Genomic DNA, 24337 nt, shown 5'->3' with positions numbered 1-24337 from the left:
AAAGATATTGAAACCAATATAATAAAAATGCTTTAAAAAAGAAATAAAGAAAAAACTGAAAATTATTAAAACGCACTAGCGTATAGTATCTTACTTTCTTTGCAAAAAAGGTAAATGGATATGCAAAGATAGCGTGTATTATGGCATTGATAAAAATATATTTCCTAAAGTTCCCGTATGCTGACTTTAGTGTCCAGATTGAGGTAAAAATAAAAGGACCAATATCAAAAGGCATTTCACCAAAAAGATTAGATTTTGGCTTATTGTAAAAAGCCCAGTATTTTTTCTTCTTTCCGATTCGTGCATGCAGGATCTCTAAAATACCAATCAGGAGTGTTGAAGGAAAAAATCTTTTTATATTGCCGCTGCCTAGAAGCGGTAATGACAACCATGATAGCAGCACCATTAGAATATTAAGTATCCATTGCTTTCTTAATGACATATTAGTACCCTCTCTTTTTAATTAGGGTTCTTTTTTAAAAAGATAATATACGTGATTACCAAGAAAGTCCTTTAAAAAATAAATGAATTTTTTTCTGAAGTGGACGTTTCCAAAAGAACTTCCTTCAGATCAAAAATCATAGTAAAGGAGCTTAGAATTTCTAAACATGCAAGTGCTGCTAAGCATGGATATGTGTAACTTAGGGATAGGACAACAGCGCTATTGTTTCTGGCGCACAGATACTTATTAGAAGCAGATTTAAGCAAAAAAATAAGCCCCTCTGAATTTTTCAGGAAGGGCTTATTAGTTTCCATTTACAAATCAAAAATAATCCCCATAATCGAGTAAATAATAACCGTCGAAAACAGGACTGTCATATGAACTAGCGAAAAGATAAACAGGGATTTCGCCCACTTCTCCGGATCCATACGCTTATAGCCATAAACACTTATGCCCAGCCAAATAATCCCCAGCAGCAGGGCAACCAGCATAAGGCCAATGCTTAAGGAACCTAACAGAAAACTGATCCCGATCAGAATGATCAAATAAATATTTGTCTGGATATACGTTCTTCTGACCCCTTTTACAACGGGCAGCATCGGAACGTTTGCTGCTTTATATTCATCATGCTTCCGAATGGCAATCGCATAGAAGTGCGGCATTTGCCAAATGACAGTTATGATAAATAAACCAAGGATCGCAGGATGCGTGATATCCGGATGGATGGCAGCCCAGCCAATGAGCGGAGGCATCGCACCGGAAATGCTTCCGATTTCCGTATTGTAAATGGTTCTTCTCTTGCTCCACATCGTATAAGGAACCACATAAAAAAACAGCCCCAAAAACCCAAGGAAGCCCGCCAAAGGAGTCGTGAAGGCAAGAGCGAGGATTCCAAAAACAGACATGAGGGCACCAAGCCATAAAACCTGTTGTGGCTTGATTTCCCCTGTGACAGTTGGTCTGCTTTGGGTCCGCTTCATAATCGAGTCGATGTCACGGTCATATAAATTATTAAAAGCCCCGGCTGCCCCCATTACCAGGCTTGAGCCAATAAAGGCAAGTAAAATCTCAGGCAGCTTTTCCAAAAGGCCGAAGTCATAGGTATATAAGGCCAATGTTAATCCTGCAAACATCGGGATCAGGTTTGATTTTATAATCCCTGTCTTGACTGTCAGTGCGAGGATCTTTGATAAAGGCCGTCCCTGCATTTTCAGGGTTGCTTCCTCTTTCATGATCGATCTATTCCCCTTTTATTGATTATCTCTCTTCTCTATCTAAAAAAATACTAATTAGATAAACAGTATACACTTATTATAACAGGAGTTGCCACTTAATGATTTCTGAAAAATCACTGTGCTGAAATGCTGATGGCAAATTGAAAAGAGAACCTTGCTCAGGTGCATAGTTCTCTTTGTCCATTCTACCATTATTCACATTGTAAAGGGGCTTATAATCGTGACAGCTTTGTATCACTTTACTGGATAAGCCGTCTAAAAAATAATTCAGCCGTCTCCAGCTCCAATTTCTTGACGTTGTACCATTTGAATATAAGACTCCTTTTCAAAGGTATGGATATACCTGCTTAATTTATAATAGCCAATATCGCTGATCGTATAGAACACGACTGTCGGTTTTCCTTTTTGATAGAAGAAATGAGGATTCAGAATAGCGGGAATTTCTTTGAGTTCATCCCATGGGTGAATGAAATTCAAGTAATCTTCTATGCTTGAATCTGCATCCGGATCGTCTATTTCAGAAAGCATTTCTTCTTTGTAATCATCCGTAAACGGCAATATCCGATCCTGTCCCCAGGAACAGCCATGCCACATAGCCCCAAATTCATGAAGTTCATGCCATGCAATCGCTGCCTGCAGATAAGATAATGGAGATCTGTCACCCTCAATCGCCCCCATAAAATCAGCCAGGGCAATTTCAGGCTTTGGCGGACCAAGAAACATTTCATCCAAACGGTCACAGAAATCAGGATGAGGAAGTTCCTCTGAAGCTGGAATCGCCCAGACAATTCCATTGCCGTTTCCTCCGCTGAAATATTGATATCCTCTAAGCTTGTATTCTTTCTTTATCTTTAATTGAGAGAAGCCATGAATAATGTCTTCTGGATTTTCAGCCGAAATGCTCCAGCCGGCTGGCGGTTCAATTCGGTCATCTGCAGCATTCACCAGTAGATTAGGTCTAGTCGCTGAGGCTGTGAAAATGGTCAGGTTTTTCATGTTTGATTATCTCCCTTTAATTTGATGTTATCCTCTTTGTTCTTAATTATATTATGCAGGCCTATTAAATTTTCAAATGGGTGGATCAGGAAAACTAAAACACCTGCCCTTTTTGTCCTGTACGGTACAAGAAGGTCAGGTGCTGATTTTGGAAAATATTATTTAGATGAAGCAGTGAAGAATAGTATTCATAAATTTAATTGAATTGTGTGGAATCCTAAGGACACAATGATCCAAAACTATGCATCAATCTCCGGCTCTATACCCGCCATAAAGCTTTTTACCTCACTTCCATATTTCCTGCTTACTTCAGCACGGTCCTCCGAATTATATGCTTCCACTAATTTTGGGTATAGCTTTTCGTTCGTAACCATCAGCATAAGGGAACTTTTTTCGATCTCCAGCAGTACTTCCTTTGGACTTAAATTATAAGTCTTTGCAAAAGCTTTGAGGTAACCTTCTAATGGAATGTCTGAAGAAAGGTCTTTTAATTGTTCAAGTGCCAATGCTTCCACCTCTTGTTCAGCAGCTTTTATGTCATATTTTACTTCGGCATATTCGATACTGGCATTTTCCAATTGAATCTTTTCCCTGGCATTCTTTATCAGTGCCTTTTTCGTTAATTCCGGCTTATGATCCATTTCCCTGCTTGCTATTCCTTTTACCACCCATCTTAGAAGTTCCTTGTCCTTTATTTCATAACTCTCCGCTTTCTTGATTGCCTTTACATAAATCTTCTCGTAATCTTCAACCTTAAACTCTTCCCCGTTCATCTTGGTTTCTTCCTTCACCTTTCCCACTCCAGCGGATTCCATTCCTGGCCTTATAAATCTGTCTGCAATAAAAAGAGTGATGAGAATGGCGAAAATAATCAGCAAATTTCTTTTCATAATCTGTTTAGACCCCTAACAATGTTAAATTTTTACTTTTCATTAATTCGACACTTTTTCTCACTTCCCTTTAAAACAGTAAAATTGAGACTTCCATCCGGCAAAAAGATTGCCAAAGCTCAAAAAACCCCTCTTAATTTACTAAGAAGGGTTTTCCAGCAGTTCCATTGATTAATTCAATTTACTTTTCCAAGGGTTTTCACAGAGTAATGGTCCAAATTTCGTTTTCACCATCATTGTGTCTGAACCACTTGCATACTCCGCTAAAGAAAACGAACCCGCTGGCGTTTCAGCCTGTATATCGACTCTTGCAGGGCAGCTCTTCATTACATTCATTATCTCTGCTGCTGTATGAATTGGGATCGGCTCTGGAGCACGCAGTATAAGATCAAGATCGCTCTCCGCTGTTACAGTCACGTTCCCGGTGGCCAGTTCAAACCCGGCACTTCCCCCTGGCCCCCATACCAGTTTATGTTTTGCCAATATCTCACTTGCTATGGTAAGAGATAAGAATACAGGTGATGGCTTATTTTCCCAAAGAGTGCTTGCTGTTAAATCTTCAGGCCTGATATGGGAAATGATCGCATCTGCTGGCAGAAAGGCACCGAATCTTTCATTCCTTGCCTTCCCCCTAATCCCTACAGCAATCTGCCCTTTCGGAGCATGTGCCCTCCGGACAACCACATAGGGTGCCATGTTCAGTGCTTGAATCGCCCAGTCCGGAATTGGTGTATGGCTTATGAGATGTTTTGCGTCAATCTTCAATAAGTCGTGCGGCTCGATTACCATTGGTCCGCCAGCATCTTTCTGACCAAAATGGAAGCGGATCTTCCTCCTTCTTTGGCAAAATCGGAGGAAAGCCTGCTGCTTAAATCACGCGGACAATTTTGGATGTCCTTGATTGCTGCCTGTATTCTGTTAAAGATTACATCACGGTCAGCTTCCCCTGGTGCATCAGCATTTAGATCGGAAATCAATTCATGGAGCGCCCCCAATTTTTCAAATGACCGGATATCATAAGCCATTGACGGCACTTTTTTGGTTGCTTCTTCAAGTTCTTCAATGGTTCTCTGCGTGATTCTTGCAGCAGATTTTTTGGACATCACATGGACATTGACCCCTTCATCATCCAAGGCAATTAATCGGTTCGCCTGCAATCCATGTGATAAAAATGCACCTGAAATAGCCTTTCCCGGAATAAAAGCAATGACCGGATGGCCGGACAATCTTGCTGTTGCATAGGCATCTGCAGCTGCAGCACATGCCTGATGGATTCCCAAAAGCTCTTCACGGTACCCGTAAGCCTGGCTTGGAACATCAACAACCGCTACAATTGCGCGTTTTTCTTCCTTATATTTATCTTCTTCGATTGCATCACGGACATGCTTGGCGATCATCCATCCCTGCTCCAGGCCAAATTCACCAGAACGTGCTCGAGGGAACCGGCTTGATTCATCCGGCACAACTGCCAGGAAGCGAACTGATACATCGCCGATTTTTGAATCGGAACATAAAACCGAAGGAACTGCACTGATGTTTTGGCTGCCGGCAGACAAAAGGTTAAACCATCTATGCCCCCTGCTTTTGATTTTCACAACATGATTCTTACTATCACTATCATCCTCTTCTGAATGATAATAGTCAGTTTCTGCCCACAAATCTTGAACTTTCTGAGGAGTGAGCACGGCAGAAGTATTTATAGAGCGAAGAAAAGCAAGATACCTTTCAACCTGTGAGCTTCTTGGCTTTTCCACAGGTCCCTGCAGGATGGCAGACAATATGGCTTTTCTGAAAGCGGCGATGTCATCCTCAGCCTCAATATCGGCAAAACCTGAAGCCACCCTTTGTCTGCCTCCAATCGTGCCCCAAATATGCTTACGGTCAGTTGAATCAAACTCCTGTATCCCCGCTTCCTGCTCGATTACCTCTGGCCCATTTAATCCAAGCCGGCCTTCACGGGTAATGATTAACGTACTGCATAATCCTGCGTTAATGGACATCCCGCCAAAAGCGCCAATTTTCCCGGGAATGACTCCTATAACAGGCACGTATTCCCTTAATGCCACGATCGCTGCGCCTATTTCGGCAATGGATAAGAGTCCGTAGTTAGCTTCCTGGAGTCTGACACCCCCTGTATCAAAGATAAAAATAGGATAGATAGTATGGCCGGCCTTATTTTCAACAAGTGCCATCTCTAAAGCACCAGCTATCTTCGCACCGGAAACTTCTCCAATACCGCCTCCCTGAAAGCTGCCTTCTATGGAGATGACGACTGCCGGCCTCCCCTCTATTTTTCCTTTGCCGACCACAACCCCATCATCACTTTGGGGAACAATGCCCTGCGGTTCCAGGTGGGGGGATTCAAGACCTTCAAATGGTCCCAAAAGCTCCCTGAATGTGCCTTCATCCATAAGCACTCTTGCACGCTCTCTGCCTCCGCACTCTACAAAGCTATTTTTTAATGTATCCAGCATTTCTGCCCACCTCCAATGCTTGTGAGAGCCTTAATGATACAACGCCCGGAGTTGCCCCAAAATCATTGATCTTAATGTTTGCTGAAATAGCATGATGGCTGAAAAACCGTTCTAATACCTTTTCCCATATTTGATTGAAGCCTGTTGTACCAGTACGGACTGTTACATCTGCATATCCCTGGTCGGATGGCTCCATTAAAATCTCCAGGTCGCCTGATCCTACAACTCCCACATGGGCATTTGATTCAAGTATTTGAGTTGCAGGAAAGCGAAAGTTCAATTTCTCCATTCGGCAGCTCTCCTTCTGCTAAATTTTTAAAGCTTCTAATCTCCTAAACTCGCTTTTCGCATTCTGATCCAGATAATCCAGGAAAATGGCAGCGGCAAGCAAATCAGCGCTTCCGCCCGGTGATACATTCATGCTGCATAACAATTGATCCAATTGTTCTAACAGCTGCCATCCTTTGTCGGCAGAAACCCCTCCTGCCAGTACTATTTCCTTTGCATGAGCCTTTGTGATTTCGAGGGCTTCTGCACCTCCCCTATGCATAATACATGTGTCATTTAGCTCTGCCATCAGTGCGATAAGTACGTTTAGCCTGCAAAAATTCTCCTTCAGACCTCTTTCTCTTGATTCTTCAAGAACTGGCAACGCTATCTGTCTGATATGGGGAAAACCTTGCTCGGCCTCTCCCCTTGCTCCGTCCACTCCAAACCTTGCTTTAACCCGGCTGCCATTTGTATTACCGGCAGGCAGGTTTCGATCTTTATATAGAGCTAGCCTTCCTGCCTGAACGGCTACCTCTTTGCCCGGGCTTTTCCCCAGGTCCATTGCAGCACTTGAAACGAGCAGCCCTAATGCCCATATCGCTCCTTTATGGGTATTTACTCCACCCGTAGCCAGGAACATCTCCTGTTCACCCCGCCTGCCAATCATGGCGATTTCTTCGCGCAGCTCCTGAGAAGGGGTCCGGTTAAAGCTTGTTTCAGCGATTACCCTGAATGTATCCTCAAGTGCAATAGCTGACCGAATCATTGTGTTTAATGACATATCTCTATGCGAGCCGGAACTTTTCTTATCGACCAGTCCTGGTTTTGGCGTCAGCTCAGCCTCTTCAATGAGTGATTGTACGGCCAGCTTTCCAAGATTTAGGCTGTAAGATTCTAAGTCTTTCATTGTTTCCAATCAGCCCCTTTACCAGCTTCTAAATTTGGCAGGCGGTTCATATAACCCTTCAGACCATTCCACAAGCTCCTCAACATTTTTGGCAGCCAGCAGGGATCGTTTTGCATCGGTCCTTCTAATTCCGAGATCCTCCGGAAGAGCGATTAATCCTTCTCTTCTTAATTTTTCCGTCGCCTTTACATCATGCTTCAGGCCAAGTGGGGTCACACCGGCAATGGCTGCGATGGCCTGCCTCCGCTCCTCCATGCTATCCGTTTTATATAGATAGGCAATGCCCTCCTCGGTGACTATATGTGTCACATCATGCCCATAAATCATGACAGGCGCTGTTTCAAGGCCTATATCTGCTTTAGCTCCTACAGCATCCAGCGATTCAACAAATACAGGTTTATTTCCGTTTTGGAAGGTTTCAACTACCTGAACAACCAATTTTCTTCCGCGTGCAAGCGGGTCAGTGTCCGTCATCATGTCAAGCCACGCTTGAGAGGAATGGCGCCTTCCTCCCGGATCATGTCCCATGTTCGGCGCTCCCCCAAAGCCGGCAAGCCGTCCTCTCGTTACAGTTGAAGAATTTCCAGCCTCGTCAATCTGCAGGCTCGAGCCTACAAATAGATCAACAGCATATTGTCCTGCAAGCTGGCAAAGTGTCCGGTTTGAGCGCAAGCTTCCATCATGACCGGTAAAAAACACATCACGCCGGGCAGCGACGTATTTTTCCATGCCTACTTCTCCGCCAAAACAATGGACACTCTCTACCCATCCGCTTTCAATGGCCGGAATGAGTGTAGGATGAGGATTCAAAGCCCAATGCCTGCAAATTTTCCCCTTCAAGCCTAAGGATTCACCGTAAGTAGGAAGAAGCAGTTCAATCGCGGCCGTATTATAGCCTATCCCGTGATTCAGAGATTTCACTCCGTGCTTTTCATAGATTCCCCTAATGACCATCATGGCCTGCAGAATCTGAATATCAGTAATATGGCGAGGGTCACGTGTGAATAGCGGCTCAAGCTGATAAGGCTTGTCAGCAACAACGACAAAATCAATCCAGGAGCCTGGAATGTCTACGCGAGGCAATTCATCAGCCAGTTCATTCACCTGTGCAATGACAATTCCGCTGCTGAAGCCTGCCGCTTCAACAAGTGTCGGTGTTTCCTCCGTATTGGGGCCAGTATATAAGTTGCCTTCTGAATCAGCTTTATCCGCGGCCACTAAAGCCACGGAAGGAATCAAGTCAATGAAGAGCCTTCCATATAACTCTACATATGTATGAATCTCTCCCATTGTCAGCTTCCCATCTTCAAGCATTTGCGCCATCCTAAGACTTTGCGGGCCGGCATATGAGAAGTCCACTTTGCTGGCAATGCCATACTCAAATATATCGAGATGTTCAGGTAGGGAAATGCTGGACATGATCATATGCAAATCGAATATTTTTTTCGGATCAGCCTGAGCAAGAGCAGCTGAAAGGAAGGATGCCTGCTTTTGATTGTTCCCTTCAAGCACCACCCGATCGCCCGGCATAATCAGTGTTTCGAGAGCCTCGACAATTTGGCTGGTTGGAATAATTCGATTGCTGGTGATGCCTTTCATTCTCTCTAATCGTTTTTGCTTGGCTTCAAGACGTGTATTCCAGGATCGCTGTTTGGCAGCCTGCATGATAAAATTCCCCTCTCTATTAAAATATTTTAAGAACAAAATCTCTTTGCCAGGAAAAGGCAATTATCTAACCCATTTTCATCCACGGAGACAGAGCGGGCACCAGGCAGAGTTCTTTTATTTAATGTGGTCAGGACATTCCCTGGAGACATCTCAATCAAAAGCCTTGTGCCATGCTCACAAAGCAAAGAGCTGATTTCATACCAGCGGACCGGATGCGAAACATTATAAGCGAGGTCTTCTCGAATTTGCTCCGGATCCCGTAATAGCCTTGCTGTCCGATTTGCGGCATATGGGATAAAAGGGGCACGGATATGGACAGAAGCAAGCTTGTCATATAAAGAATCACCGACTGATTTCAGCAAAGGACAATGGGATGGCACACTTACATTCAGAAGCTCGGCCGTCCTTGCGCCTCGTTGGCCGGCTTGATCAAGAACCTTCTTGATGCCCGGAATGGAGCCGGATATGGTTACCTGGTCTGCTGCATTAATATTCGAGGGATATACCGGATTCTCGTCTGAAGAAATGGCAGCAGTGATTTCATATACAATCCTGGCATCAAAACCAGTAATCACCCCCATCCCATAGCCCGATGGAAAAGCCTGCTCCATCAGCTCTCCTCTCAGCTTTACAATCTCCAAAGCATCGGTAAAACTCATCGCCCCGCACATAACGGCAGCTCCAAAGGCTCCGGCTGAATGACCTGCAGCAAAATCCGGCCTCACCCCTTCCGCTTTAAATGCTTTTGATACAGCCACTGACGCAATAAGCAAAGACAATTGAACTGAAACAGTGGACTTTAGGGCTTTGTCAGTATCGAGATTTAAGACATTTTCCCCTATTACATCTCTTGCTTCCTGCAGAACTTCAAGAGCGGCTGGGTGGTCCGGCAGGCTGTGCAGCATACCATTTTTTTGGGAGCCCTGGCCGGGAAATACGAATGCAAGCTTCATTCCATTCCCTCCCGCTTGCCCATCTTTCGTTTCATGCTGGCTATTACATCCTGATTATGCCTTGTGAGCAATTCTGCTGCCTCGTCTAATTTTCCATCTTTTAAAAGGCCAATTAATAGATCATGTTCACGCACTGACTTTTCAATATTTCCCTGGCTGGCAAATGAAAGACTCTGTATTCTCAGCAATGGCCATCCAAGTCGGGAATACATGGTCTTGATCGTTTCACTTTTGCTCATTTCTATAAGTGCCGTATGAAAAGAGTGGTTCAGCTGCGTGTACTGATGAACATCCGTAACATCGTTCATCTTGTCTAGAAGCGCTTTCATTTTTTTCAGCTCATGCTCATCAATTCCGTTTCTGCTGATTCTATCCATAGCCATTGACTCCAGCATGATACGAATTTCCAGCAAATCATAAATTTCGTTTTCCGTGTAATCCTTAACGATGGCTCCTTTACGGGGTATCCTTTCCACAAGCCCTTCAATCGAAAGCAAGTATATGGCCTCTCTTACTGGTGCACGGCTTGTTCCATACTCTTCGGCATAAATATGCTCTATCAATTTATCCCCAGGAACCAGCTCTCCCTTTATGATTTGTTCGGTAATATGCTCCGCTATATGATTTGATAATGCATTTTGATTAAATTTATCCGCTTTCATGACATTGTCTCCTTCAGTGTGAAAATGTTTGGTCGACTGTCGATTTTAATTATAACGTTACATTTTAAATAATTCAATATTTTGAGAAAATTTTAAAAATTAATTGACTTCGTCTTTTCATTCGTTTTATGATGGGTTCTAGGAATACAGTCGACTGTAGATTATAAAAAATGCAAACGCTTACTTTTCTGCGATCTTTGATTACCGGCCCCTAAGTTCAGTCAGATTAATAGATTCTATGCTTCTCTGTTCCTTAGCTCAGTGCAAAAATATTAAAGGAGAGATGAGATGGTTATTTACGGGGTTGCTTTATTATCTATCTGTTTATTATCTGGTGTATTTTTGGGAGATCTTCTTGGAAACATTCTGGGAATAGACGCAAATGTCGGCGGTGTAGGCATTGCCATGCTGATGTTAATCCTTCTGGCTGAATACTTAAAGAAGAAAGATAAATTAAAGGCTCCGACACAGGAAGGGTTGTCGTTCTGGAGCGCCATGTATATTCCCATCGTTATTGCCATGTCAGCTCAGCAAAATGTGATTGCAGCTCTGGACGGAGGACCTCTTGCCCTAACCGCGGGAGTTGCTGCAGTTCTGATCAGCTGGGCGATCGTACCTATTCTAAGCAAGGGCGGCAATACAGACGAAACGCTGGAAAATGAAATGACGGGAGGGGATCAGCGTGTTAGAAATATTAGGTAATGCACTCACGGACAATGGCCTTATCGTTGCTTTCACTGTGGTAGGATTAACAATGTTCGTCTCTTATTTCCTCTCTGATAAACTGACAAAAGGCAGAATACACGGTTCAGCCATAGCCATAGCTCTTGGATTGGTGCTCGCCTATATTGGCGGAATGGTAACCGGCGGTGAAAAAGGCCTTTCTGACATCGGCATTTTCGCTGGAATCGGATTGATGGGCGGAGGCATGCTCCGTGACTTTGCCATTGTGGCCACTGCCTTTGGCGCCAATTTCAGTGAAATCAAAAAAGCCGGTGTAAATGGCGTTGTTTCCCTCTTTTTGGGTGTTGTCCTCTCCTTTGTAATCGGAGTTGGAATTGCCCTGGCATTTGGATATACAGACGCGGTCAGCCTTACAACAATTGGTGCCGGCACTGCAACATACATAGTTGGGCCTGTAACAGGAACGGCGATTGGAGCCAGCTCTGAAGTCATTACTCTCAGTATCGCAGCGGGTTTAGTAAAATCCATTCTTACGATGATCGGAACACCTTTTGTCGCAAAGTATATTGGCCTTAATAACCCCCGCACGGCAATGGTTTACGGAGGGCTTATGGGAACGACAAGCGGAGTTGCCGGCGGATTGGCTGCTACCGATCCAAAGCTGGTGCCATATGGAGCGGTTACGGCAACCTTTTACACGGGACTGGGCTGTCTGATGGCACCATCTGTGTTATTTTTAATGACAAAAGCTGTGTTCGGTTAAATACATTAAATCAGTAAAAGCGGCATTATGCCGCTTTTTTCTGCTGTAATGGGCGCCTGCCCCCAGTTTATCGGAACAGGCTCCAGCTTCTACTTATCCTTTTTCCTTGTGATAAAGTAATTCCTCTTCCCTTTTTCAACGGTGTAGGTACTCGTTGTTCTTTCCATAATAAAGCTGAAGGTGTTGACCGTGCGTTTGGATATTCTTGATTCCAGCTTCTCTGTCCGATCATATTTGTATGTAAGATCTTTTTCAGCAGCATTCAGCTTAAAGCAATGTCCGCCGCTCACATAAACGTTTGATAGATCATGATTTTCAGGCAAGATGGCTTCTACATGATGAAGAGCAAACCACACACACTCCTCCTGCCCCGGCGAAGTATGAGGAAACCAATACATGTTAATCTCTCCTGGAATTCGTACAGGCACTGCCTTGCATGGGCCAAGAATGGCTCTCGAACCGCAGATGGCCCCATTCAAGTCAAAGCCATAATACTTGAGGCTTTCATCAATAATCTCGACGGGTTTCATATCTACCTTAAACGTATAGTCACCTTCCAAAATAAGACTGTGGCATTCCCCATTATCATTAAACTGAGCTCTAATCGATTTCGTTTCAGGAACAATAATATATCTCCTTATTTGCGTTGCTTCCATCGTTAGTAAAAGCCTCCTTTTAATTTAACTATTTAAAAAATGAAATTTAAGGAGTATACTAACTTATGAGCTGGTATACTCCATCTCACTGAGACTCTCAGGCTTTCGTCTGCCAGGACCTGCCTGAGGGTTTTTATTTTGCTTACAAATTACTCACCTCCTTTGAGACTTCAGCTGAGTGATCAATACCTTTTCACCAGATTGATACAGGACCCTTAGTTTCTTGCTGATGAACCAAAATTTGTAATATCCCTCTTCCCGAGGTCTATTATAGGCATTTTGTCTGATTATTGTAAATTATTTTTTTTTGATAAACTATGTCATTATCACTACTTTTTCTTGATTTTATTTATTTAGGCTGTTTCTATACTATTGACAAACTGGGGAAGAAAAAATATAATGTTCACTTAAATTATCTGGATTCAAAATATGACTGTTATTTGTGATGCATGTCACAAATAACACCTATCCTTTCATTTTTTAGCCATTGCCAGAAAAGTCTTGGATGAAGAAAAGAAATTTATTTTCTAATTTCGAATATTTTGTGAACTTCTTCCGTAAAACAAGTTGAGAATGAACAGAGATTCCATCTGGTCCGGCTCAATGATTTATAAATTCTAAAAAAAACACGTGCCCTATCTTAACAAGGCACGCATTTTTCATTTGCTTTTTAAGATTCTTCCCCTGTCTCTTCCATTGCATCCGGATAAATGATCTCGTCAAATACCTCGCCTGTCGCCGCATCCTTAACCAAGATCTTTACTTCGTATTCCTCAGGACTCACCCCGTTGAATAGCTGATAAAACATTCCGGATAGTCCAAGTCCAAACACGGCAAATCCATCAAAGCTGTTTTCATAAGCTTCTCTTTCCACTTCTAAAGTAAACTCTGAATAGTCCTTGTTGTGCGAAACGGCTTTTACAGACGGATAATCTTCACCATTCTTCGTATCCGCAATGGTTTTTTGCAGCTCAGTTTCCATCTCCTTCATCATTTCCTTATGCTTACTCTTAGACATTTTATAAGTCGCTGAACCGTCATCATTCCTGGTGACTTTAATGCCTTCCTTTTCGGCCTCTGCAATGGAGCTATCCATATCTTCACCTTCGAACATGGAAGCTGGCAACGTTACCTCTACATTTAACAGACCTTTATCCACTTTGACAGACTCGTTTTCATCTTCACTCTTCTTATCAGCTTCTTTTGGCGTTTCCTCCGTTCCTGTATCCTTTGTTTCCTCACTGCTGCATCCTGTGATGAACAAAAAGGCTGCCAATATCACCAGGCCTAAAAAGTGCTTGCTTCTCATAATTTTTTCCCCCTGTTATTAAAATTCTCTTGTTGAATACCAGTTAGTTGGTATATTCATATCTTATCAGGGAGGGGTATCAAAAAATCGGAATGGTTCTTGAATAATAGCTATGTTCATAAATAGTAAGTTTTACGCTGATGGAATCATAGCAGATATTTTTGCTTTTTAGCGCATAAACATCAGTAACGAGCAGCAGAAAAGAGGGAGAGCCATGTCCTTTATCGGATTTGAACTTATAGCCAAAAGAGCATGGACCGTTTTGCCAGGCCACACTTTTTCAATGTCCGTCCTATGGAACAAAAAAAAAATCCCTTCATCCATCGGAAGAGACATCTATCATCAAACTGGACTGATTCTCCCTGATAAAAGAATTGCAGCTACAGGGAGGATTCACCATCTGTCTGAACATACAATCAATCACTATGAACCTTTACAAACAGCACCTTGTAAGCTTATTTGCCGGCCTGACTTTCTCCTGGATGATCTTAAAATTGAACTACTTGCACAGAAGAAAGGGATTATGGAACCCTTTCATCAAACGGCCGTTCTTTTCTTATGGAGCGAGGAAAACAATCTTTTAAGCAAAACAGAGCTCCACCTGGGTCCCCAATCAATTGAAAGGAACCCTCCAGATCAATATTTTATCGATCTATCTTTTTTACTGGGTAAAATTTAGACCTTATAAACAATCCTTAAAGCCATTTTTTCACCTTCACTCCGATCATTAAACCAATATCGGTGTTAAGAAATAAACAATTAAAAAGGCTGTCAATATACGCATAACGATTCCTAATACAGCTGCTCCCAATGCTTCTTTTTCACTGAGGTCAGAATTAGCTGCCCATATAACCGGGATTTGACCAAAGATTGTTGACAGGGGTAATCCCGATGACGCCAGCACGAAAGATCCAATCACCAAGCGCGGGTCCAAAGAGCCCGCAACTTCTGATAACTGGGCCATTGCAAGCGCCGGACTAGCCAAAATTGAAAGAATACCAGTCTCCGGGTGAATATTTAGAGCTAACAATACTGCTGATAAGCCGGACTCAAATTTTGACCAAATTCCGATATAGTCCAAAACGCCAATGGCAGCAAACACGACAGCGGCAGCCGGAATAATGAGAAGGAATAAAAGCTCTGCTCCCTCCCTGGCTGCATTAAATAATGTTGGAAGAAATCCAGTATTGGGTGTGAATTGAGGCAGCTTTGCAATTTGGACAGCTTTCGTATCCCGATAAATGGTTTTAGATAGCAGAAACGGGACAACAATGACAGGCATGAAAACAGCTAACACAACGACTACAAAGGCATTGGCCCCTACAGCCGTTAATGCAACCATGCCTAACATAAATGTAGCAAAAGATTGCTGAGATTGAACCATGGTTGCTACCGCTATTTTCTGCTCTGCTTTTGTTGCTCCCGAACGGATCAAAATCGGTCCGGCAATTTTTCCGGCAGCATTTATATCACCAAGAATATTATAAATACTCGGAATAATAACAGCTGAATTTACTTTCATCAGCTTTGTAACAGGGATAAATATCCGAATTAACGCGTCCGTAAATCCCAGCCTTTCCAGTACCCGGCCTAAAATGACACTAACAATAATGGAAACTCCTACCGTGCCGGTTAAAAATATCTCTACGATAACCGGGAAAACCTGATCGACAATGGAAGTAAATAACCCGGCTAATGTTCCTGGAGAGATTAACAATACCAACAGTGAGGCTATTACTAAACCAAGACCTACTACTTCGATTTGTGTCCATTTTCTGGTTAAAGGTATCGGGGTACCAGTCTCTTCTATTTCTATATTTTTTTGTACTAAGGATTTAACCTCGCTCATCTACCTGCACTCCTTTTCTATAACGTATGGACAGCCGTTTTTTTCAATAGATAACCAGCAGCCATTTCTTCTGCATATTTCTTTAAATGAGGTGATCCCATTTCATTTATGGACATGCTTGTCACACGTTCCCGGAAAACAACGACTTCAACACCTGGCAGCAGTCTGTCTAAGGCATAAGCTAAAGGTAAACCATTTTCGAGTATTTCTAACACATGACAGTTGCCAATAATAAAATTAACTCCTAACTCCTTAGCCGTTTCAATCAGGGGATGTCCATCATAAACCCGGCTAATGGAAGCGAGAACAGTGTCAGCTTCCGGGTGTTCTTTGATGACTTGCCGCAAATGATCAGGGGAAAATCCCGTATGCGGGAAAATGTGCACAATATTGTTCACAGGGCTGGTTTCTTCTCCAACAACAATTCTCCCGCGCGTCACTGTACTTGTTTCAATCAGAGATGAAGCAGTGCGAAGCTCCTTTTCAGTATGTAATAGATCATCTTCGTCCTGCAGACCCATATATTTATCTAACCGGGTTAAAATATCTCCGAGAGTGTTCACCTCTGGGATTACTTTTCCCACATATAAAATATTTCCGTGTACTCCTCCATAAGAAACCTCTGTCCGGTAGACCTGATGGCCGTGCAAAAATGGGATGCCAGGATGTAAACCGTGGAAAGCTTCATGCAATTCAAATGCAGCTACGTTATATAAATCCAGATAGTTCTTCAAAATAACACCACCTGAATTAGCCGCTTCAGCTATCGGATGATGAGCAACAATGGCATCGACACCAGTAGCTCCGGCAAGTTCGATACTTCCTTCTGTCATTGTCATAGCAACGGCTATTTTTTTTACTTCTTTTTTCATGTCACCATAGACAAGACCAGGCGTTTCGATAATCTCTTTTCCGGGAATGTTGGAAGACTTCATGAGGACAAAGGGATGCTCCCCTCTCGTTATATCATTTAGTGATTTAATCACTCTTCCTCCTGTAAGGTCATCCAGCGCAATCAATACATCTTCTACTGTTTTCATAATGTTGCTGCCTCCTCTATTTTTTTATAAAAAAAAACCGTCAGCACAAATCAAACAGACTCTAGTCTGCGAGATTGTACTGACGGTTTTTATGCACTCTTAAGAGTTCAATGGACCAGTCATCATTATTTAGTTACCTGGAAATATAGGCACTTGTATCGCGATCCAGGGTAATGATAGTACCTGAAAGTTCAGTAACGGGATCATAGTCCTTTAAAATAGAAAGTACCTTCATCCCATATTTTTCTTCCAGGACATTCCTTAAGTGTTCCTTATAACTATCAATGATGGCAATGTCAGTCATTCGGGTTACAAAGCGATTAATCTCGTCCAAATGTTTAAGAGAAGGAATTCTCTTATGATAGGCGAAAATTAATATCTTATCCCCCAAAAAGTCGATTCTTTGACTTTTGACACCAATGTTAAACAAAAGAAGGTTAATATTGTTATAGTCCTTGATAAGTTCCTGTTTAAATGGGCCAGCAGTCCAACTCATTTACTCACACCATCTTTTTGAAATTTCAGAATCATTTGATAAATAGAATTTATCATAGTTAAAACTATCTGTAAAGTGTTTATATTAAAAATATAATTTACTAGATAAAATTTGCATCATTAAAACTCTTCCTTCAGAAACTACTCATTCCGCTATCATTTCCAGGTTATTATTTGTATACTTCATGAGAACTTTTCCCCTGATTACAACCATCTTTATATTTTCTAAATTACTCAGGCACTCAAGCGGATTTTCTTTAAGTAAAATCAGATTTGCCCTGTAGCCCTCTTTAATTTGCCCAACGTCATGTCCTAAAATTTTTCCGGCATTTACTGTTGCTGTTTTTAGCACCTCTTTCGCATCAGGAATCATTTCATACATGGTATACAATTCATCCAGCAGCGCCCGGTGAGATGTACATGGTGAACCCGCATCTGAACCCGCCCCAATTACGATATTCCGGTTAAAGTAGGATTCAAATGCATTCCGATGAATGCTGACGATTTCCTCTGCTTTGTCTCTTGCATAAGAAGGGATCCCTTCCTGAGTAGCAATTTGCTTATAAACGAACAATGTTGGAATCCAGGCGGTATTCCGTTCTTCCATTAAGGCAACCAGTTCATCATCCAGAAAATGGCCATGCTCAATCGTATCGACTCCCGCAAGTATCGAATTATGTATTCCATCACGACCAATCGCATGGGACGCAACTTTGAGACCAAAACGATGCGCCTCATTACAGATGACTTCCTGCTCTTCCAGGCTAAGTTCCGCATTGCCGACCTGTTCCCCTTCTATTCTTCCGTAGACCCCGCCAGTAGAACTTACTTTAATCACTTCAGCACCTTTAAAAATTTGTTCTCGCACACCTTTTAGCGCCTCTTCCTTCCCATCGACAAATCTTGCCCAGAACGGATCATGCCCGCCTGTCATGGTTAATGTTTTTCCGCTGGCTATGACATCAGGACCTGAAATGAGCCCCCTTTTGATCCCTTTTGCCACATGCAGAGCAATATCATCAATGGAGCCAATGTCCCTGACAGTTGTTATACCGTGATGGAGATAGGTTTGACAATTGGCAACAGCCCTTATCAGCATCTGCTCATAGCCTTCTGTTTCGGAAGTTTGAACCGGATTCAATGAACCGTCCCACATCATATGAATATGTAAATCTATCAAACCTGGAGCTAGAAACCCTCCATTTCCATCGATGACTTTCACGGTGGCCGGCAGTTGGGATTCAGGGATAATATCTTTTATCAACCCATCCTTTATCAAAAGAGCTAAACCCTTCTTACATTCCAATTCTTCACCATATAATAGCTGCACATTCGAAATTACAAACTCCATCACATGTTCCTCCTATCACTTTTAAAAGGAAGAAGTACAATACTTCTCCCTTTCTCGTTTGATATATGATTTAGAAAAGCAGCGACTCCATATCACGCGGATATTCTGTAATTAATCGGCATCCATCAGATGTAATAAAAACAGTATCAGAGTGTCTAAAACCGCCAACCCCAGGTATATAAATCCCGGGTTCAATCGAGAATGCCATTCCTTCCTCTACCACATCATGATGGTCATAACGCAAAAATGGCTGCTCATGAGCTGATACACCTATTCCATGTCCGGTACGGTGAATCGCATATTTTTCCAGTCCCGCTTTTTCAAACACTTCACGGGCAATACCATCTACCTCTGAAAACTTTACACCTGGCTTAATAAAATCAATCGCACGCTGCTGCGCTTCTATAGCAGCTTGAAAAGCCTTTTCCTGTTGGGATGTTGGCTTCCCGACAATCACGGTTCTCTCTAATTCAGCACGATATCCATTTAGCCCAACCTGTCTGCTGTGAATAATGACATCTCCCGCTTCAATTTTTCTTGTGTTGGAAAAGACGTGCGGCATGATGCTTCGTTTTAATCCTGAAGGCGACATAACCACAACATCAATAACTGAATCAGGATATTGGGCCGCAGTTGCTTCAAACAGGGCCGAATTTCCAGCTGCATCTATTTCCATTTCTGTAGTTCCCGCTTGAATTTGCGCTAATGACTTGCTTACTGCCAGGTTCACTAATTGTCCGGCCTGCTCCAGCATGTGAATTTCATCTTCATCTTTGATAAATCGCATTTGATAAATGAATTGCCCGACATCAACTACCTGATAGCCTGATTTCTGAAGATAGAGAAGAACCTCACCAGGAATAAAGGCTAAATCCACACCAATTTTTGATGATTTAGGACTTTGTTTTACCAATGCACTTATATGCTCCATATGTGATGTCTCATCCCTGCCAGCATCAGGATGCTCATAATAGACCAGCACATCATCTGCATGTGAATGTTCCATTGCATGGGTTTCTTCAAGGCCAGGAACAATCATGGCTGTCTTTTCCTGTAAATGAAAGATGATGGGCCGTGAATAAATTAAAGCTTTAAAATTCGTTAAATAAAATTGATGGTCAGGATTAAAGACAAATACAGCAGAAATGGCTTGTTCTTTCATATACTCTTTTAATCGATTGATTCGTTTCGTTGAATTCACGCTTTCCAACTCCTTTTAAAATCCTTTTAGCTTGTATGATCTGTCGTAAGGTCTGCTGATACATTTTTATTTCTGGTTGCCAGGCTGACAATAATGAGTGTTAAAACGGACAATGGCAAGGCAAACAGCACACTATTCCAATCTAAAGGCCGGTCAAGACCGATTTCCCAGATCATAGTTGCAGAACCACCCACAATCATGGAGCTGATGACGCCTGCTTTTGTCGCATTCTTCCATAATACGGTTGCCAGAATGGCAGGAGTTAAGGACGCTCCATACATCGTATACGAATACATTTGGATGGCCAGGACACTTGGGAAGAATTGCCCTAATACATACGCAAGTACCCCTAAAATCACGACAATGACACGGTTGTACCATAGAAGTTTACTCTCTGATAGCTTGCTTTTACTTGAGCGCTGGATTAAGTCACTAACGATATTTCCTGATGCTGATAACAGATAAGAAGTGGCTGTTGTGATAATAAAGGCAACGGCTGAACAGAGAATAAGCAATCCGACTACAAGGGGTACACCATCGATCGCAAGGGATAAAATGGCTGTATCGGGTTTTATGTCCGGAAAAAGCACAATGGAGGTAGTTGCTAAGATGATGGTTAAACTAATGACAAACACACTGCCAACAAAAAATCCGATCGTGGATTTCCGGGCTACATTCGGATCTTTTGCAGCGGAAAATCGCTGGTACATGTTTTGATCACCCAAAACGAGTAAAAACAATGGCAGGAAGAAGCCGAGAAGCTGAGGAAATGATAAACCGCCATTCCAGGTCTTATTCATTTCAGGCAAAGATAGAGATAATCCTTCAAATCCCCCAACAGCATTCAATGCAAAGGGAACCCCGAAAAGAAAGCCAATGATAATGAGAATGGCACTAAGTGCATCCGTATACGCAACTGAAAATAGACCGCCGCTTACGGTTAAAAAGATAACCAGTGCACACATAATAATGGCTCCAACTTCCAATGGAATGCCGGTAGTTAATTGCAGCACATAGGCTCCGCCTGTAAACTGATAAGCTGTTATTCCGACAAAGGCAAAGATGATAATAACGGATGATATATAAAGTGCTGTTTTTCCAAAGCGCCGTTCCAAAAGATCTGGTACTGTATAGATTTCAATCTGGCGGATTTTAGAAGCTATAAAATACAGAATGATCGCTCCAACAATTCCGCCTGACAGATTAAAAATAGCGGCAAACGGTCCGTATTGGTAAATAAAGCTTGCTCCGCCGACGACAGTTCCAGACCCGACAAACGTTGCAAGAAGAGTACCCATTACAACGAATAGAGGCAGGCTTCGTCCTGCAACCATGAAATCATCACTGTTTTTCACCGATTTTTTTGCGAAATACACACCAATCAGCGCCATTAGAATCAGATAAAGAATGACTGCAACTAAATAAGTGTTCAATAAGCTCACTCCTTTTACTATTTTTATATAAGGCTGCGTGAAAGCTTAATGCAGTTATCCTGGAACAGCGATCCATGTTTCCTATTTAATGGTATCCAAGGGAGACCCCGTACTTGCAGAGCCCCGTTGCAGTTTCCGTTTCAGCATCGTGAAGACTTCAGCTGACCAAAACACCATTTTTCATAACCAGCTTATTTCCCCGCAAACTATTTAAATCATTTAAAGGATTGCTGTCTACAATCAGCAGATCGGCAAATTTTCCTGGAGAAATACTGCCGCGCTGATCTTCAATCCCAAGGCATTCAGCGGCAACAATCGTAGATGCTTTGATGACTTCCATTTCCGACATTCCCGCTTCATGCATAATCGCTAATTCATCATAATAATAGCGGGGCGGGGTTAATGGAGAGCCACAGTCAGTACCTGTCGCAATCTTCACTCCGATTTGAACAGCCTCCTGCAGCATAGAGAAATGCGGTCCCACTACCTGCTTCGCTTTCTCAAGAGCATATGCCGGAATGTCCGGGCTGCTAATAAGCTGTCTCATGACAGCCATTGTCGGCACTAAAAAGGTTCCCTGATTTTTCATGATTTCAAGAGCCTGACGATCTGCGTAAATTCCATGTTCAATTGTGTCAATCCCGACCTCTAAACAATTCATGATTCCTTCAATTCCATCTGCATGGGCGGAGACCTTCTTATTTTTCTTAAGTGCCTCTTCTTTTGCAGCACTCAGTTCTTCAATTGTTAATTGGACGGAACCAGGTTCTTCACCTTTCGTATAAATACCGCCCGTTGCCATCACCTTCACCAGGTCCGCCCCTTCTTTAAGCACCCTTCTAGTATTCTTGCGGACTTCGTCCGGCCCGTCCGATTCATAGCCTAAATAATAAACATGTCCGCCTGTCATACAAATAGGTGCTCCAGAAGCAATAATGGTAGGTCCTGCAAGCAAGCCGGAATCAATGACATTCCTTACATGTAATACAGTGCGATCCGGTGCACCCAAATCTCTTACCGTAGTGACTCCTAATTTCAGTGTATCTAATGCATGCTTGTAGGCTTCTAAAGCGATTCTGTCATTTTCTTCGTTTTTTATGACAGATTGCGGGTCTGCACTGCCATTCCAAACGAGATGTACATGACAGTCAATCAGGCCGGGAAGTATATGTTTTCCGGTACAATCAATGACTTCAAACCCTTCTGTTTCACCTGGCTCCCCTCGCTGCACCTCTGTAATTTTCCCATTTTCAACCTTAATGTATGAATTCTCCACCACCTCATCATTTAGCCCGTCAATAATGCTGCCATTTATTAAGATCCATTTCGTGTTTGCCGGCATTGTAAAGCCCTCCTATTGTTTGATTATTCAAAATCATAACAATAGAAAGATTTTTTATCATTGTACACTACAAACAAAAAAGAGACAGTAATTTGTCTCTTTTAAACAACTCTATTGAAATTGATCTGCCTTCTGTTTATAGCTATGTATGGAAAATGCCAGCATCAGCATGGAATAATTGGATGGATTTTGAATATCTACTTGCATTATTTCGTTTATTTTCTGCAATCTGTACTTTACCGTATTTGGATGCACAAATAATTCACCGCTCGATTTTTGCAGATTGAAAAAATGTTTTAAGTATGTATACAGCGTTTCAGTTAAGGAAGCATTTTTTTCCTGATCATAGGCAAACAATGGACCCAGTAATTCTTCATCAAAGTTTTGAAACAAGTGATGGGATTGTAAGTTATAGGCTATTTTTTCAATCCCCATCTCATCCCAAAACACCAATTGTTCATCATGGATTTGGCCATGCAGCAATCCAACAGATGATTGGTCATACATCGCTTTCAATTTACTGCAATGGTTCACCTCGTCTATCGCACTTACACCGATACGGATTCCTGGATAATCTGTCAGCATGTTTGCTAACCTGTCTCTGTCTAAAATTGAATCAATCACCCCGACAATTTTTCTGTTATAAATCCATAATCGGGAGTTTGTTTCATTTTCTATTAAACTCTCAGAAAGCATTTGAAGTTTTGACTGAAGTGTTTCCGGAGAGGAGGATTGTACCTGGAAAATGCATCTTACCTTCTTAAGATCCATATAAAAGTCAGATAGACTCTTATCATCGGACTCACCTTGAAAAATACCTTCAAGCATTTCGATATCTTTGCTTTTTTGATAGTGGAGCAATGTATTTTTATTATAAGCAGCTAAGCTTAAAGCACGAATACCATTCCTGATGACCTCTTCTGAATACTTATCCGCCGTTCCATTTTGACAAATGATCAAATATCCAAGAAAGTTCATCTTAGAAAACAGCGGGGCTACCTTGAAATTCTGTTCAGCAAGACCATCCATTTTCACTGCTATATTGGTTTCACGATTGGTGAAGCGCACTTTTAACACGTTCTCTTTATGCTGGTTTATGATTAAATTAATCAGGTGCTTAATCTCATCTCTGGTTTGCTCTTTCGTCTTCCAATATGCCATCAAATCAAAATACGGATCTAATACGCACACAACATTGTTTATATATTCTCCTATTACTTTTACAATCGAATTTAAATCCTTTTCCAGCAGAACAATTTCCATCAGTTTTTCATTTAATTTATGGATTTTCGAAGCCTGTTCATTTTCCCTTTGATTAACTAGCTTATTGTATTTTTCGTGGATGATATAGTAAGGGACCTCTTGGGGGATTTCAAAAAGCGGGAAAGAATGGGTATGGGAGTAATCAATAACTTCCTTTGGAATTGTTTTCAATGCTGCTGTATGAAAACCAATTGCACTGATTCCGATCTCCTGCATCCATTCTAAATGGCTAATCATTTGATTCACATCTTTAAATGCATGAAACGTAGTCATAACAAACCCTTTTTCTTTCATACGGGATGTTTTTTCTGTAAGCTCCATGCTGGTTAAATAGGCAATCTCTCTATTCATATTTTGCCTGCCGCCGCTCACCAGCAAAATATGATCCCTTTCTAACACATCAGCAAAGTCTTTGACTGTAATCATAAGATTCCCCCCTTTGGATAAATACTTA

Annotated in this window: 23 protein-coding genes; 3 read left to right on the top strand and 20 right to left on the bottom strand. The window is 42.1% G+C overall.

Annotation, left to right across the window (positions count from 1 at the left end):
- Positions 1-756: 756 nt before the first annotated feature.
- From cyoE to NR125_RS09335, 10 genes are all read right to left on the bottom strand, one after another.
- A complete protein-coding gene (cyoE, locus tag NR125_RS09380) occupies positions 757-1674 on the bottom strand; it encodes a heme o synthase (RefSeq protein ID WP_009333927.1) in 918 nt (305 codons plus the stop codon).
- A gap of 270 nt (positions 1675-1944) precedes the next feature.
- Positions 1945-2673 carry a hypothetical protein gene (locus NR125_RS09375; RefSeq protein WP_256815158.1) on the bottom strand — a complete coding sequence of 243 codons (729 nt, stop codon included), beginning with the start codon at positions 2671-2673 and terminating at the stop codon, positions 1945-1947.
- A gap of 239 nt (positions 2674-2912) precedes the next feature.
- Positions 2913-3563, bottom strand: a complete 651-nt coding sequence (locus tag NR125_RS09370; protein ID WP_009333925.1) for a hypothetical protein — start codon at positions 3561-3563, stop codon at positions 2913-2915.
- 171 nt (positions 3564-3734) lie between these two features.
- On the bottom strand, positions 3735-4352 hold the full coding sequence (locus tag NR125_RS09365) for a malonate decarboxylase holo-ACP synthase (protein ID WP_192908787.1): 618 nt from the start codon (positions 4350-4352) through the stop codon (positions 3735-3737).
- Complete coding sequence (mdcD, locus tag NR125_RS09360; protein ID WP_009333923.1) at positions 4346-6037, bottom strand: biotin-independent malonate decarboxylase subunit beta; 1692 nt, start codon at positions 6035-6037, stop codon at positions 4346-4348. The genes NR125_RS09365 and mdcD overlap by 7 nt, the downstream gene beginning before the upstream one ends.
- Positions 6015-6326 (bottom strand): malonate decarboxylase subunit delta, encoded by a 312-nt coding sequence (locus NR125_RS09355; RefSeq protein WP_256815157.1) that lies wholly within the window; start codon positions 6324-6326, stop codon positions 6015-6017. Before NR125_RS09355 ends, mdcD begins: the two co-directional genes overlap by 23 nt.
- Before the next feature lie 18 nt (positions 6327-6344).
- Complete coding sequence (locus NR125_RS09350) at positions 6345-7214, bottom strand: triphosphoribosyl-dephospho-CoA synthase (RefSeq protein ID WP_256815156.1); 870 nt, start codon at positions 7212-7214, stop codon at positions 6345-6347.
- Positions 7215-7232: 18 nt separating this feature from the next.
- Positions 7233-8879 carry a malonate decarboxylase subunit alpha gene (gene mdcA / locus NR125_RS09345; RefSeq protein WP_256815155.1) on the bottom strand — a complete coding sequence of 549 codons (1647 nt, stop codon included), beginning with the start codon at positions 8877-8879 and terminating at the stop codon, positions 7233-7235.
- Between the two features lie 29 nt (positions 8880-8908).
- Positions 8909-9835: a malonate decarboxylase subunit epsilon gene (gene mdcH / locus NR125_RS09340; protein ID WP_256815154.1), complete on the bottom strand. Its 927-nt coding sequence runs from the start codon at positions 9833-9835 to the stop codon at positions 8909-8911.
- A complete protein-coding gene (locus NR125_RS09335) occupies positions 9832-10497 on the bottom strand; it encodes a GntR family transcriptional regulator (RefSeq protein WP_256815153.1) in 666 nt (221 codons plus the stop codon). The genes mdcH and NR125_RS09335 overlap by 4 nt, the downstream gene beginning before the upstream one ends.
- 288 nt (positions 10498-10785) lie before the next feature.
- Here NR125_RS09335 and madL point away from each other — a divergent pair, with 288 nt between their 5' ends.
- Positions 10786-11199 (top strand): malonate transporter subunit MadL, encoded by a 414-nt coding sequence (madL, locus tag NR125_RS09330; RefSeq protein ID WP_009333917.1) that lies wholly within the window; start codon positions 10786-10788, stop codon positions 11197-11199.
- Positions 11180-11944 carry a malonate transporter subunit MadM gene (madM, locus tag NR125_RS09325; protein WP_256815152.1) on the top strand — a complete coding sequence of 255 codons (765 nt, stop codon included), beginning with the start codon at positions 11180-11182 and terminating at the stop codon, positions 11942-11944. Before madL ends, madM begins: the two co-directional genes overlap by 20 nt.
- Before the next feature lie 89 nt (positions 11945-12033).
- On the opposite strand, the gene NR125_RS09320 is transcribed toward madM, so the two are convergent.
- Positions 12034-12600, bottom strand: coding sequence for a competence protein ComK (locus tag NR125_RS09320; protein ID WP_256815150.1), 567 nt, complete (start codon positions 12598-12600; stop codon positions 12034-12036).
- A 670-nt stretch (positions 12601-13270) separates the two neighbouring features.
- The gene (locus tag NR125_RS09315) at positions 13271-13909 is read right to left on the bottom strand and encodes a hypothetical protein (protein WP_192908792.1); all 639 of its coding nucleotides are present in this window, start codon (positions 13907-13909) and stop codon (positions 13271-13273) included.
- A 214-nt stretch (positions 13910-14123) separates the two neighbouring features.
- Between NR125_RS09315 and NR125_RS09310 the strand changes: the two genes are divergently transcribed.
- Entirely contained in the window at positions 14124-14588 is a 465-nt protein-coding gene (locus tag NR125_RS09310; RefSeq protein WP_192908793.1) for a hypothetical protein, read from the top strand.
- A 48-nt stretch (positions 14589-14636) separates the two neighbouring features.
- Here NR125_RS09310 and NR125_RS09305 read toward each other — a convergent pair whose 3' ends face one another.
- The 8 genes from NR125_RS09305 to NR125_RS09270 form a co-directional block, all read right to left on the bottom strand.
- Positions 14637-15758, bottom strand: a complete 1122-nt coding sequence (locus NR125_RS09305; RefSeq protein ID WP_256815148.1) for a hypothetical protein — start codon at positions 15756-15758, stop codon at positions 14637-14639.
- A 17-nt stretch (positions 15759-15775) separates the two neighbouring features.
- Positions 15776-16798: a Nif3-like dinuclear metal center hexameric protein gene (locus NR125_RS09300; RefSeq protein ID WP_256815147.1), complete on the bottom strand. Its 1023-nt coding sequence runs from the start codon at positions 16796-16798 to the stop codon at positions 15776-15778.
- A gap of 133 nt (positions 16799-16931) precedes the next feature.
- Positions 16932-17294, bottom strand: a complete 363-nt coding sequence (locus NR125_RS09295) for a Na-translocating system protein MpsC family protein (protein WP_009333910.1) — start codon at positions 17292-17294, stop codon at positions 16932-16934.
- A gap of 144 nt (positions 17295-17438) precedes the next feature.
- Positions 17439-18644: a metal-dependent hydrolase family protein gene (locus NR125_RS09290; RefSeq protein ID WP_256815144.1), complete on the bottom strand. Its 1206-nt coding sequence runs from the start codon at positions 18642-18644 to the stop codon at positions 17439-17441.
- Positions 18645-18714: 70 nt separating this feature from the next.
- Positions 18715-19845: a M24 family metallopeptidase gene (locus NR125_RS09285; protein ID WP_256815143.1), complete on the bottom strand. Its 1131-nt coding sequence runs from the start codon at positions 19843-19845 to the stop codon at positions 18715-18717.
- A 26-nt stretch (positions 19846-19871) separates the two neighbouring features.
- A complete protein-coding gene (locus NR125_RS09280; RefSeq protein WP_251174602.1) occupies positions 19872-21287 on the bottom strand; it encodes a sodium:solute symporter family protein in 1416 nt (471 codons plus the stop codon).
- Between the two features lie 148 nt (positions 21288-21435).
- Positions 21436-22620, bottom strand: coding sequence for a metal-dependent hydrolase family protein (locus NR125_RS09275; RefSeq protein ID WP_256815141.1), 1185 nt, complete (start codon positions 22618-22620; stop codon positions 21436-21438).
- A gap of 111 nt (positions 22621-22731) precedes the next feature.
- Positions 22732-24309, bottom strand: a complete 1578-nt coding sequence (locus NR125_RS09270) for a helix-turn-helix domain-containing protein (protein WP_256815140.1) — start codon at positions 24307-24309, stop codon at positions 22732-22734.
- Positions 24310-24337: the final 28 nt, after the last annotated feature.

Origin of the sequence: Cytobacillus sp. Bac17, assembly GCF_024519925.1 — a bacterium.
Classification (GTDB): domain Bacteria; phylum Bacillota; class Bacilli; order Bacillales; family Cytobacillaceae; genus Cytobacillus; species Cytobacillus pseudoceanisediminis.
Note: the sequence above shows the minus strand (reverse complement) of the source record. Positions and strands in the feature narration are given on the sequence as shown.